We start from the raw sequence: 13,801 nt of genomic DNA on the forward strand, positions 1-13,801 counted from the left end.
AAGTTCCTTATTTACCGTATTTAATCTTATTACTATAAAAAGCAGGCGAATTTAATAAAAATGGCCATTCCTTTTGATAATCCAAACCATACTGAAACAGTGAAACCAACATTCGCGCAGTTAAGCCCCAGACAACTTCATTTTCCACGCGCATGCTGGGAAAATACAAAGACTGATGGGCATAACGCACTTCATAGGGAATCGGTGGCGCATTCATTAAACTGCTTAGTGATGCAAAAAAAATGCGGTCGATCTCGCTTGGTTGAGGTGTCAGCTTCACTTCTGGGGGAATCAGTCCGACCACCGGTTTAACCAGCATACCGTTGCGGGCTTTTTGCATCGGCAAATCACCAATCAGTTGCACATCAAATGGATTCAGCGCGGTTTCCTCATAGGCTTCACGCAAAGCCACCACTATATTACTGGTATCTTGAGGATCTCTTTTACCACCGGGAAACGAAACTTCCCCGGCATGATTAGACAAATATAAAGAACGGCGCGTGAGCAAAACTTTGGGATCGGACTCATCGGTAATGGCAATCAGTACAGCGGCCTGAGCAGGCTTTACTCGTGTAGAAAAGCGTAACCTGTGCTGTAATAATTGTATTAATGAGTAGTCATCCATGTGCTACTGTTCCTGTTTGGTGCTTTATTTCATCATAGCTGAATTTTTATTCCAAAAGATAGAAATGATGCCAAAGTTGCATTTTTCAGTTATGCTGATCAACACCTTTATCATTGACGATGAATATGAATTTCTGTGTAATTTGCGGACATAAAACAACGGAAAAAATTCCACTCGGCGACCATCAATTACGCCGCGTTTGTACAGATTGCGGCAATATTCATTACGTCAATCCCAAAGTCATTTGCGGTGCACTTGTCCTGTGGGAAAATAAAGTTTTACTTTGCCGCCGTGCCATTGAGCCACGTTATGGGCTATGGACCCTGCCTGCGGGTTATATGGAACTGTTTGAGACCATGGAACAAGGCGCTGCCAGAGAAACCCGTGAAGAGGCTGAAGCTGAAGTTGAAATTGAACAGCTCTACTGCATGTACAATATCCCCCGAATTGGACAAATCTACGTTCTGTTTAAAGCCAATCTCGTCAATGGAATATTTGGTGCGGGTGAAGAAACTATTGAATCGCGTTTATTTGAAGAACATGAAATTCCTTGGTCTGAACTGGCTTTTCCAAGTGTAGAGCGTACCTTAAGACACTATTTTGAAGATCGTAAAACGGATTCATTCAACATGCATTTAGAAACTTTGGGTACCCGTCTGGATCATACGGGTTAAGAGTACGATAAATTTGCAACTCAATAAAAAGCCCATCATGTGATGGGCTTTTTATTGTTCACTTTATTTAGTTCTGACTGTATAACATGGAGCTAAAGACATTTCCACAGTCCCCCCATTCAGTTTTGCCAGCGCAGTATCATTCGCTGTTACCAGACTTGGATTGTTTATATTATAGATGCCCTGAAAACTCGCTAGCGTATTGCCCCATTTCACGGCTGTATTGTCTGAATTGGTAAAGCTTACAGTTGATGGCCGGGTTCCTGTTGGTACTGATGGATCCAGCAGGTTGGTCAAACGTAACAATGCACCACCGACCACGATACTTTCAGATGATGAATCAGACGATGTTTTAATAGTAGAGTTCATTCCAACCAGTGCCCCATCAATTTTAGCAAATGTTTCGCCAGCTAAAATCATACGCATGGAAATCGATTGCTCTGGTGTGAAGGTACGTGCAATTGTACCTAAACGGTATTGCTGTACATCATTTATATCCTTAAATGAACTTGGAAGTATATCCTCACTACTACAACCATTTACCGCATCTGTGGACATATCATTTTCAGTATAACCAGGCTTCATATTGGTACGAATATCACCATTACGGTCAATAACAATTCCTAATTTCACATCAGAGACTGACTTTTCTGTGAATTTAAATGTTAAATCAGCATACAGCGGGAACACATACTTGTCCCCAAGGGCCACGTTATTAATCGACTTAAAGACTTTTTTATCTAAATAGGTAATAGGGAAAATTTTATATAGGTCTAAACTACCTTTATATATTTCCCCTGAATTAATATTTTGATGCCATTGGCCCAAATCCAGTAAATCATCGGCTGTCAGTGTGGTTTTCTGGGTTAGTAACTTATAAAAACTCTCTTTTCCGGCAATCATATAATCATTGTAGAGTTTGCCCTGATTAATGATTAGAGGTTGTGAGTTTACATCACTCACATCAAACTGATAATCTTGGTCAATCCGTTTGCTGATCGGATTAATCCAATGAGATTGTGCTGCTGCAGTCATTCGTACCGGTTTTGTATTACGGATCAATTCAGCATTAACCGTACTTAGGGTAGATAACGATTTAGCAATTGTACCTCGCCATTGTAAACCACTACCTAGCGTATACCCCTGCCGGTCAGTAATTAACATGAAGTGCCCAAATAAAAACTTGGTTGATGTATCGGTTGTAATACAGGTATCTTTATTACAACCGACCAAACCATCCGAACCCGACAGTAAGTTACCAATTGTTCCCGTGGTAGAAAATAAAGAAAATTCTGGTTGGTATACTGCAGCATTGGCAATTGTTGTTAATTTTTTAACTACTTCAAATGCCTGATCATCCGTGATTGCACTGACATCAACCCATGGCTTAATAATTGTAACGTATTCACCATTAATGATTTGTTGTGACGTAACTGAATTTAAAATCAGATCCAATTTCGTCCGCATTGCATCTGTAATATACAAAGCTTGAATGTCCGTCGGCTCAACAATTTTATTATCTTGCAAGGCTAATGTTTGCAAGATTTTGACCAGACTCATTGCCACCTTAACTGTCGCATCATTCTGATTTAAAGTTATTGCAGACTGCCCTGTGATCCCTTGCGCAATATCTAAAACGGTCAAACGTGGAATTTGTCCCGTCGTACTGACGAGTGCGATTTTACTTAAATCTACTGTTCCCAGATTAATCTGTTTATCTTTTTCGCCTTTTATAAAGAAATTGACTTTGTCACCAGTTCTACAGTTACCTGTAGCCACATTATTGGCTAAATCCATAATAGAAACAAAGCTATTAGTAGTATCACTACTACACTTAAAATTAAGTCCATCAAGCGGATAATCTAATGCAAATTCTACGCATCCCTCACTACCTACGGTACAGCTACCATTTTCCGTACTTGAATCATAGACTTCAGGAATAATATTGGCACTTTCCCCCCCACAACCACTTAAAGCTGCCATCAATGTAGTCAAGGTAAAAGGCAGTAAATATTTATTTTTCATCCTAATTCTCTTCTTATATCCTTAGCGAATTGCTATTAATTTTAATTGACCCTGGTTAGTAAGTGCTTTGTTTTCTAAATCTATTGCACTGGCTAAAGGGGTCAATAACATATATCGGCTTTGAGAAGGAATATGTATGATTCCTTCAATTTTTTCATGTGTAGTAAATGATCCCGCAGCTTCATGATTTTTAAAACCTCCCGCACCCTCAAGTACACATCCGTTGGTGTCTAGAAAAACTACAAAAGGCCAATAAAAGGTCGGATTTTGCTGTCTAGAAGCATAAGAGTTAATCTGAATGTTCTGAATTGCATTGGCAACCTTCACAATTTCAAAATCAAATTGTTCTTTTAATGGGGCTCTTGGCCAGACATTAACTTCCTTATCTAAACTGACAGTTTTCGCATTTTTAATTTTTTTATCTTGAATACATTGTTGGCCTAAACTTGCAACCGCGTCAGCTTGGGAAACCCGATAATAAGTGGTTGACAAGGTAATTGGACCACTCTCCTGTTTGGAATTCTTTTTAAAAAATGATTGCAGCAGGGATTTACTTACTCCTTTTTCACGCTCCACCATTTGCAAACGTGTCACTCCATGCTTGGTATCAATAATGCCTTCAGGCATAGCATAAAAACGCTTCTTCCCTTCCAGATTAAATTCCTTGTCCTCAAGGTATTCATTTTTTATATATTGCGTACCATCAACCGTGACATAGTTTTCTGCGTTTTTGACTTCTTTCAGTTCTTTAGGAATATCAGTAGCGAGTTGTGCAGTTTCTTCCAGCTTTTTTGGGATAGATGGGGACTGTGCTACAGCTTTTTCGTTTTTATCACTTTTAGGTTTTACATATGTCGCTTGCGGTATTTTAGCGGCTTCAACATGAGGATGAACAATTTTTTGGTTATTTTGAATTGCTACTTTATCTTCCCCCTGGAGTTGTAATGAAGGTCTAGGCTGAATTGTAATGGCTTTAACTTCAGGATGATTACTCGGGGAATGATTAATGGATTGCGTTTCTTGACTACTCATATTAACTGATGCAGATTTATTCACTTCAGTTACTTGATTTTTAGGTGGAGCTTTTTGCTGGATCACCATAGGGCGGCCATCTGGCCCAACAATAGTATAAAACTCGCCCGCATACGAAAAAGATACCGGCACCATACATAGTGCAAGTATCGATTTCACCAATGAATTCCCTTTCATTATTTTCAATTTATCTACCATCGTGTTCTGTAGTTCAATCCTAAAATTGTGACTTTGGTATTCGTTTTAACATTTAAACCCGCATATGGATTTAATAAAATATTATTCACACCTGTTTGGTTGGCCAAACTACTGGTATTTGCTGGAATGTTATCTTTACTACGTAAAAAACCAATTGATAAATCTAAATCAGTATCTGCATCAAAACGATAACCTACCCCCATGCCAAACAATTGTGCATCATTAATAGGCACCATTGTATTTCGCTTATTATCTGGAATTGCACTGCTACGAGGTTCATATCCAGCACGTAACTTCAAACGATCTGTGGCGGAATATTCCACACCTATGCCAAAATTCCATGGTGAAGTAAATCCTAATGGAAGTGCAAGAGAAGAATCACCAATATTTTCAGAAAGTAATTTGGCAATTTTTAATGCTGAAATTTGTCGGTCAAATTCAAACTTAAACTTGTCCCAAGCTTTATAATCAGTCCAGCCTACATCAAAATTAACTTGTAGATCTGGTAAAAGCTTATATTTTATCCCGGCCTGAAAATGAGCTGGATATTCAAAATCCATTGAAACCAGACCAGACTCACTTGCCGGTATAGAATTTGGAAAACCTAAAATTGCAGCAAGAATTTGACCCGTAGGTGATGACATTAAACCATTGATTAGCTCACGTGGAGCATTTGCGTTATCAATGTGATATTTACCTTTTAAACGCATTTTTGCAGCACTTTGATACACCATACCAAAGCTAAAATCATCAGTTGGTTCCCACAACACACCAAGGTTATAACTTGGGCTAAGTGATTGCTCCAAAGCAAGCTGCATTTGTCCGAACTTGCCAAATGGATTCATACCTTCATTGGTATTACACATTCCTAGCAACAGAATGTCGGTAATAATGTCCGAATTTTCTTTAAAAGGTGTACAAACGACTTCATCAATCATTCGCAACATACCAATTAACTCATTCGGAAAACGTAAATCCGTTTTTAAGCCAATCGCTTGATAAGACATACCAACCGAAGCGCCAACAGATAGTTCGTCATTCACTTGATATGCAATAGATGGAGATAAATAGGTAATCCTTTCTAGAGCAACCTGTTGCCCCATATAATTCCCAGGGTTACCATTTTCCGCACCAAAACCCGCAACCAACGGTGCATACATTGCCGTTGCAAAAGTTGTTTTTGAGCCCGGTGGATTATAGGCAATACCTGCTGTAGGTGCTGCCATTGGTAAACCTTCCCCAAGATCAACCATTTTTTTCAGTACAGGAACATATAAACTTACGTATTCTACATCCCCATTCACTGTACCTTTAAAGTCTGTACATAAATCGGAAGACACCTCTGGCCCATCATTACATACCATCGGGTCATCAGAATAGCCAAATACGTTATAACCAGCAGGAACTGAGAATTCCCGTTGAATATCAAAATTCGCGAGAATCCCTTGTACATCGGTTTGCAGGCCTTCGATTTTAGTTAAGGCTGCGGGGTTAAAATGAATTGCACTAATTCCTGGAGGATCTGCAGTAACTGCATTCCCCATACTCAATGATCTGATATCAACAGATAAGTTAGTACCTAATTGAGCGAAAGTTGCACTTGAACAGCCCGATACGATAATTGCTGCGGCTAACGGGCGAAGTCGAATCTTATACATACGACTGCCCTCTTAGCGTAGTTTCTTACCGAAACCTAAAATATCAAGTGGGAAAGACAAACCTAAAGATACATCTGGTGCATCTTCAGTTAACCCTATCCCCACAGTTCCATTGACAATAGTCTCAGGTGAAACACGAACACCCAATGAAATTGCCAAAGTTGAACTGGTCTGATCTGCTGGTGAATAACTTTCACCCGAAGTATAAGTAAATTCCGAACCGGTATTAAAACTTTGCTGATATGACATGGTCATAGACACGTCATAATTAAATGAATAAGCGAAACCTAAAGCAAAACCACCACTAATTCCAGGTTCAAACTCATCAATCACGCGTGTACCACGGCGCTGATTCAGTCCGGTTTCCTTAAAACCATAATTGGCAGAAACGGATGCGAAAAGTACAACGGGATCAATATATTTACGTGTACTTGCACCTATGCCTGCAGAGTAATAACCTTTACCCGTTGCTAAGTCATCAGCTGCATTAATTTCATAAGGACTATCACCCGTTTTGGTTGAAACATTACCAAATAAAATCAGCGGCAATCTGCCTGCTTTTAACGGAAATGGCTCCCAACGTGCGCCAAAAGAAATATCACCTAAACCTGCGGTAGAGGTATCTTTTAATAAGTCTGTTTTAGCAACTAGAGGTAATGACGCACTAAAGGTCAAATTATCTAAAATGCCGTACTGTGCAGTAAATGTATTGGTAACAGTATGAGTTGCATTTTCCTGAACACGAAGCTGATAGAGCTGACCTTTAGACATTTCAGCATCGATTTGGGTATCACGGTAATAGGTATAATCAATATCGTAATAAGATGAGATTTCACCTTTTTTAATTAATGAATATTGTCTTTCATTTGAAGTAAACACTTCCTGCAGGTTCGCTTCTTTACTTGCGTCCCCTTCTTGCTGTTGTAATGCAGAAGAAGCTTGTGATTGTGTATCGACTGGTTGTGATTGAGTAGTAGCACCATTCTCTGCTGGTGAGGTTACGGTCGTCTCATCAACCTGTTCATCAACAGCTTCATATTCACCAAGAGACGGCTCTTCTACTTGAGCATTTACGGCTGCTACCGTTTGCGCATTTGTAGGCTGTGGTGCTGTAGATTCAACTTCAGTTTCCTGTTGATCTACAACTTCATATTCTCCAAGTGCTGGTTCCTCAGCTGCATATACTACCCCTATTGCCATTTGAACACTCAAAGCCAATAAAGTTTTGTTCATCCATTTACGATTCATATTCCATCCCACCATTTTTATTTTTTTAATCCGCTACTTTTATACGTTATTTACTTTTGTAATAAAGACGTAAGAAATTATATGTTGGCTCACCAAACTGCTCTGATTCTGAATTCAGATTCTTATCTAAACGAATCGTTGAAGCTTTATCTGCAATTTTTTCCATATAAAATTGTGGATATTGCATATCAACAAAAGCATAGCGATTCACAGTAGCATCTTCAACATGCCGCAAATCTGAATCACGCAGTGTCAATAAATTTTTTCTCTGTTCAGGTGCGACATTAATCAAAAACAGAGTATTGTTTTCCCAGATATCTTTAAAACGTTGCTCATCAAAACTGATATTACCTAGCGCCGGATCTGCAACATACACGCGTCCATTTTTATATGCTTTAAAAACCACGAAATGTTTAAATCCTGCATAGGAAATTGGCACAATGGCTGGTTGACCTTGTTTAATTAAATCGGATAATTCGCCTTTATATCCCCCACTTTCAAAACCGATTGCAGCCACGAAGCGTTTCATATCAAGTAAAGAAAAACTACGTCTTTCGACAATTTTCTCGGTTTCACCAAATTTAAGCAACCCATTCATAACTTGTTGTTCTGTCAGATTCACACCAACATCAACATAACCATTCAATAACGTCGTTAATGCAGCCGATCCACAGCTATAATCATAGGCTTGACGTACAATACCCCTAAATTGATCTTCTACAGCAGGTTTAATAAGGACGGGCTCTCTATGCATTCGAGTGAATGAATCTTGGCGAGAATCTAAAGTTTCAGTGTAATACACAGCTTCCGCTGGTTTCTTCTTAATTTCAAAGGCTTCTTTGGCAGCGTAATACATCAATGCCGAGCCTAGTGCGATCTCTAACATATCTTTTAACTTTTCTAGTTATCGGCATGACGTGCCAGTGTTCATTATTTTTCTAGAGCTTATGCTCTACATCCATGTAAAAAGGAAGATAACCTTTTTTATAAAAAAAAACAGCTTTTTTTTAGTTTTTTTGAAAAATTTCACACTATTTTTGTAAAAAAAAGCGCGTGATTTCACGCGCTTTTTTCTATATTACAATTAACGACCAGAAATACTGATCATTGAACCTTTAGTATAACTAGCACCATAGAATGTTTGCAGACCTTGAACTTCTACATCACCAATAGAACCAGCAGTACGGCTACCTAAATGGATGCCTTTCACGTAGTTATCAATTTTGTCATTTGTGCTTACAATACGCACAAAGCCTTTGTTCGCTGCCGACTCGCCAAATACACTTACACTTGCTTTCATGGTTAAGTCTGTTGAATTAGCATCAGCAACCTTGATACTTTCGATAAAGATTTCACCTGGACCTGTTGTAGTAATATTAGTTGGAGGAGTACCTGGAACTTGTGCAACTACACCACCTTTTGTTGAGTTATCCAAAATACCTAGGTTTTTGATTTCTAAACCACCAATCATTTTGCTGTCTAGTTTAATCATTGCACCTTGAGGAGCCGCACCCAATTGAATATTAGCAGTCATTTTACCTGTTTTAACAGACAAACCACTTAAGATTGCATTGTAGTTAGTATCATCACCACCACGACGAATTGAAGTTGCGCCAGCAGCAGGAACAGCATTAGATTTAGTTACACCAATCTCACCAATATGAATTTCCAAGCCTGAAACTTGAGCCGCGATATTGATAAATGCTGAATTAGCACCACCTGTACCAGCATCACTATCAATTTGTAAATCCGCAAGGTTACCTGTACCTAACAATGATTGATAGTTTGCGCCAATGAAGATACCTTGTGCATTACGATCAATAGTAGAACCATTGGTTAGTGTAATTGTTTCAGAAGCTGCTGAACCTTTGATTGAAATAGCACCAGCTGTATTTGTGCCACCGAAACCTGCTTGTCCTGCAGTTAAAGGAGTTGCTGGAGTTACACCTGGTTGATTAGGACTTAAACCGTCATTATCATGAACGAATAATTTATCGATAGTAATTCTAGAAATACCAATCCCGATGTTAATACCATCTTGACCAGTTGTAGCACCCAATGAAGCATCATCCATTGCTTGCATTGCCATAGCATTTGCACTAATTGCTATTGAAGAAACTAAAGCAAGTTTAGTAAAGTTTTTCATCTCGTACTCTCCCAAGAGTATTATTTTTTTGATTGTTAACTACTCGATTTCACTGATTGTTTTTTATTTTTTGACAATAGTGAGGCTTTCCTTGAGCAGCTGGTTTGCCCTAGTTAAGTTATATGGCTGTCCTTTTTTGTTCAACTGCTGTTGGTCGTAATCCATATGTTACCGACAAACGGTATTTACAGTTTTTATGCATCACAATGTTATAAAATAGCCTGTCTATGTATCGCATTTATAAAGTAACATCGTATGAATAAGCCTGTTTTTTTTAAAAAATTTCTGACCAAACAACAGCTTAATCCTACCGAAATTCTATTATGCCTATCAGATCTTAACCATGTGGTTTACTTAAAAAATGTGAATCAACCTCTAATTGCACTTTTTGCTTCTGAATATATGCTTGTACAAAACACCAAAATTCAGAAATTTAGTAGAACATCATTAAACCAATATCAACAAAGTTTTGAATTAATTGATTTAAACCATTTTTTTAAGCCTTATTCGCAAAACTATTCTCCTGACTTCAATGGCGGTTTAATCGGTTTTATCAGTTATGATGAGGCAGCCCAGCAACAAGTCAACGTTCAACATAAAAATCAGCCCTCTTTATTTTTAGGCATTTATTACAGCTATATTAAACTGACCGATCAAGGCTGGATGTTTTTTAGTCATGAGCAGGATGCGGAAACGATTTTTCAGTTGATTCAGGACGCCTTGCAAAACAAAAACAGGCTAAATAAAGGCAATCAAAATTTCTCGCTCACTCAACCTTGTACTGCACGCTGGAATAAACAACGCTATGCGAGTGCCTTTCAACAGGTGCAAGATTACATTCGAGCGGGTGATTGTTATCAAATTAATTTAACTCAAGAATTTAAAGCTAAGGCACAAGGTTTGTTGTTAGATACTGCGGAAGCATTTTGGCAACTGACTGATGCACCTTATTCGGGTTATCTTAAAATTAATGATTTTGAACTATTAAGCTGCTCTCCTGAACTGTTTATTGATTTTGAAGCAGATCGGAAAATCACCACAAAACCGATTAAAGGCACTATGCCTCGATATTCAGATGCTGAACAAGATGAACAATCCAAGCAAAGCTTAATTCATTCAAAAAAAGACCAAGCCGAAAATGTGATGATTGTGGATTTGCTACGGAATGATTTGAGTGTATATGCTGAAACAGGCTCAGTTAAAACACCAAAACTTTTTGAAATTGAGTCATTTAATCAAGTCCATCATATGGTCAGTGAAGTCACTGCCACTTTAAAGAAAAATATTAATCCTTTTGATGTTCTGATGTCTGCGCTTCCGGGTGGTTCGATCACTGGCGCACCCAAAATTCGTGCTATGCAAATTATAGAAGAACTTGAAGGTGCCCCACGTGGAGCTTACTGTGGTTCGATGGGTTATTTTAATTTTGATGGTACAGGTTCATGGAATATTTTGATTCGCTCTATTCAAAAATATCAGGATGATGTTTCTGTTTGGGCCGGTGGCGGTATTACCATTGCATCTGATTGTGATGCTGAATATCAGGAATGTTTTGATAAGGTCAAAGCCATGCTGGATTTACTCAATACCTGGTATAAACCTAAATAATGTTTGCAAAATCCACCCTAACCCTCCTTTATTAAAGGAGGGAATTCCTTCATTTAACAAAGGGAGGTTAGGAGGGATTTAAATCACGCCAAAATATCGTTTTTTAAGGTATCAACCAAACGCTGGTTTTGCTCATCCGTACCGATGGTAATCCGCAGGAACTGGTTGATACGCGGTTTATTGAAATAACGTACTATAATGCCACGTTCACGCAATTCTGAGGCCAACTCAGCTGCATCTTTGCTTGGTAATGATGCAAAAATGAAATTTGCACTCGATGGTAAGACTTTAAAGCCAAGCTCAGCCAATTGTGTCACTAACTTTTCACGGCCGGCAATTACTTTCTTATTTTGCGCTTCGAAGTATTCCTGATCTTCAAATGAAGCAACAGCAGCTGCAATCGCAAAACGGTCGATTGGATAAGAGTTAAAGCTATTTTTCACTGCTTCAAGGGCAGCGATTAAATGCGGCTGAGCAATCGCAAATCCAACTCGTAAACCTGCCAGTGAACGAGACTTGGAAGTGGTTTGACAGACAACCAAGTTGTCATACTTTTCAACCAATTTCACCGCTGATTCAGCACCAAAATCGACATATGCTTCATCAATAACTACCACTGAATCTGGATTCGCCTGCAGAATTGCTTCAATTGCATCGATACCTAAATCAATACTGGTCGGCGCATTTGGGTTGGTGATGATAATCCCGCCATTCGGCTGTTTATAATCATCCACCAAAATCTCAAAATCATCATTTAGCGGTAAAACTTTGGTTTTTACCCCAAAGAACTGACTGTAAACCGGATAAAAACTGTAGGTAATATCCGGATAGAGCACTGGCAATTCTTGCACAAAAAATGCTTTAAAAATATGTGCCAATACTTCATCGGAACCGTTACCAACAAACACATTTTCTACTGGAACATGTTGCTGTTTAGCAATCGCCTGTTTTAGGGCAGTTGCATCCGGATCCGGATATAAGCGCAATACATCTGCTGAATTTGCCAATACCGCTTGAACTGCTTCCACTACTTTAGGTGATGGTGGGTATGGATTTTCATTGGTATTGAGTTTTAAAAGATTTTGGATTTTCGGTTGTTCACCTGGTGTGTACGGTTCTAATTCACGTACTTCAGGACTCCAAAAACGCATTTGATCTGTGGTGATATTCGACATTTTCTATTCTCAAATTCCCTCTCCTTATAGGAGAGGGTTAGGGGGAGGTTAAATAATTCCCCTTACCTAACCTCTCACAAAGGGAGAGAAATATCTTTTATTCAATATAAGTATTTAATTACTGATAGCGATAACGTGCTGAGCGTGCATGCGCATCCAGATTTTCCTGCTGTGCCAGAACATCTGCAGTTTTCGCAAGGGTTTTCACACCGTCTTCAGAACACATAATCAGGCTTGAACGTTTCTGGAAATCATAGACCCCCAGTGGTGATGAGAAACGTGCTGTACCCGATGTTGGTAATACATGGTTCGGACCTGCACAATAGTCACCAATCGCTTCAGGCGTATAACGTCCCATGAAGATCGCACCGGCATGACGGATCTCTTCAGCCATTTCTTGAGCTTCATCCAGACACAGCATTAAATGTTCAGGTGCCACCTGGTTAATTAGCTCAATACCTTCAGTACGATCTTTCACAAGCACTAATGCACCACGATTGGCAATTGAAGTGCGGGCAATTTCTGCTTTTGGTAGAGCTGGCAAATGTTCTTCAATTGCTTGTTCTACTTCATTGAGAAGCTGTTCATCAGGCGTAATAAATACAGCTTGAGCAACAGTGTCATGCTCAGCTTGAGATAACAAATCCATCGCTAACCATTTGGCATTGTTCTGCCCTTCTGCATAGACCAGAATTTCTGAAGGACCAGCAATCATGTCGATACCGACCTGACCAAATACTGCACGTTTTGCCGCAGCCACAAAACGGTTACCTGGACCAGTGATTTTATCGACACGTGGAATGGTTTCTGTACCATAGGCCAATGCAGCAACTGCTTGTGCGCCACCAATGGTAAATACACAGTGTACGCCAGCCAGATAGGCAGCAGCCAAGACTAATGGGTTCAGTTCACCATTTGGAGCAGGCACCACCATAACAATTTCACCTACACCTGCCACATGTGCAGGAACAGCATTCATTAACACCGAAGATGGATATGAAGCCAAGCCACCTGGTACATAGATCCCTACGCGATCCAATGGCGTCACTTTCTGACCCAAGGTATTATCTAGAGCGTCGACATACGTCCAACCATCCTGTTTTTGTGCCTGATGGAATTCACGAATGCGGTTTGCAGCCAATTCTAAAGCTTCACGCACTTCCGTCGTCAAGCCTTCAAAGGCTGCTTTAAGTTGCTCTTGAGTCAGTTCTAAATCTGAAAATTGATGCGCTGGATGTCGATCGAACTGCTGAGTCAATTTAAGAACATGAGCATCACCATGCTGACGTACGTCAGCAATAATTTGGTCTACAGTTTTTAAAAGTTCAGGATCATTCACGGTTTCAAAAGCCAACAAGTCAGCAAACGCCTGCTTGAAGTTTTGATCTTGTGTCGATAAACGTCGCATCAAT

General features: G+C 39.4%; 11 protein-coding genes. 2 read left to right on the forward strand and 9 right to left on the reverse strand.

What is annotated here, in order from left to right; translation table 11 throughout:
• Positions 1-7 precede the first annotated feature (7 nt).
• Positions 8-625 carry an NUDIX hydrolase gene (locus B2Y23_RS07225; protein ID WP_291354281.1) on the reverse strand — a complete coding sequence of 206 codons (618 nt, stop codon included), beginning with the start codon at positions 623-625 and terminating at the stop codon, positions 8-10.
• A 125-nt stretch (positions 626-750) separates the two neighbouring features.
• Here B2Y23_RS07225 and B2Y23_RS07230 point away from each other — a divergent pair, with 125 nt between their 5' ends.
• Complete coding sequence (locus tag B2Y23_RS07230) at positions 751-1,299, forward strand: NUDIX hydrolase (protein WP_291354280.1); 549 nt, start codon at positions 751-753, stop codon at positions 1,297-1,299.
• Positions 1,300-1,362: 63 nt separating this feature from the next.
• Here B2Y23_RS07230 and B2Y23_RS07235 read toward each other — a convergent pair whose 3' ends face one another.
• The 6 genes from B2Y23_RS07235 to B2Y23_RS07260 all read right to left on the reverse strand — a co-directional run bounded on the left by B2Y23_RS07235 (position 1,363) and on the right by B2Y23_RS07260 (position 9,606).
• Positions 1,363-3,324: a hypothetical protein gene (locus B2Y23_RS07235; protein WP_291354279.1), complete on the reverse strand. Its 1,962-nt coding sequence runs from the start codon at positions 3,322-3,324 to the stop codon at positions 1,363-1,365.
• 21 nt (positions 3,325-3,345) lie between these two features.
• On the reverse strand, positions 3,346-4,515 hold the full coding sequence (gene filE / locus B2Y23_RS07240) for a putative pilus assembly protein FilE (protein WP_291354278.1): 1,170 nt from the start codon (positions 4,513-4,515) through the stop codon (positions 3,346-3,348).
• Between the two features lie 32 nt (positions 4,516-4,547).
• A complete protein-coding gene (locus tag B2Y23_RS07245) occupies positions 4,548-6,212 on the reverse strand; it encodes an OmpP1/FadL family transporter (RefSeq protein ID WP_291354277.1) in 1,665 nt (554 codons plus the stop codon).
• Between the two features lie 12 nt (positions 6,213-6,224).
• Complete coding sequence (locus tag B2Y23_RS07250) at positions 6,225-7,460, reverse strand: hypothetical protein (RefSeq protein ID WP_291369928.1); 1,236 nt, start codon at positions 7,458-7,460, stop codon at positions 6,225-6,227.
• A gap of 46 nt (positions 7,461-7,506) precedes the next feature.
• A complete protein-coding gene (locus tag B2Y23_RS07255) occupies positions 7,507-8,346 on the reverse strand; it encodes a C39 family peptidase (protein WP_291354275.1) in 840 nt (279 codons plus the stop codon).
• Positions 8,347-8,544: 198 nt separating this feature from the next.
• Positions 8,545-9,606 (reverse strand): DUF6160 family protein, encoded by a 1,062-nt coding sequence (locus tag B2Y23_RS07260; RefSeq protein ID WP_291369930.1) that lies wholly within the window; start codon positions 9,604-9,606, stop codon positions 8,545-8,547.
• Between the two features lie 255 nt (positions 9,607-9,861).
• Between B2Y23_RS07260 and B2Y23_RS07265 the strand changes: the two genes are divergently transcribed.
• Positions 9,862-11,214, forward strand: a complete 1,353-nt coding sequence (locus tag B2Y23_RS07265; RefSeq protein WP_291369932.1) for a chorismate-binding protein — start codon at positions 9,862-9,864, stop codon at positions 11,212-11,214.
• Between the two features lie 83 nt (positions 11,215-11,297).
• On the opposite strand, the gene hisC is transcribed toward B2Y23_RS07265, so the two are convergent.
• Both hisC and hisD read right to left on the reverse strand, forming a co-directional pair.
• Positions 11,298-12,389 carry a histidinol-phosphate transaminase gene (gene hisC / locus B2Y23_RS07270; protein WP_291369934.1) on the reverse strand — a complete coding sequence of 364 codons (1,092 nt, stop codon included), beginning with the start codon at positions 12,387-12,389 and terminating at the stop codon, positions 11,298-11,300.
• Between the two features lie 118 nt (positions 12,390-12,507).
• Positions 12,508-13,800, reverse strand: a complete 1,293-nt coding sequence (gene hisD, locus B2Y23_RS07275) for a histidinol dehydrogenase (RefSeq protein WP_291369936.1) — start codon at positions 13,798-13,800, stop codon at positions 12,508-12,510.
• Between the last annotated feature and the right edge of the window lies 1 nt (position 13,801).

The organism is Acinetobacter sp. UBA5934 (genome assembly GCF_002430855.1).
Taxonomy (GTDB): domain Bacteria; phylum Pseudomonadota; class Gammaproteobacteria; order Pseudomonadales; family Moraxellaceae; genus Acinetobacter.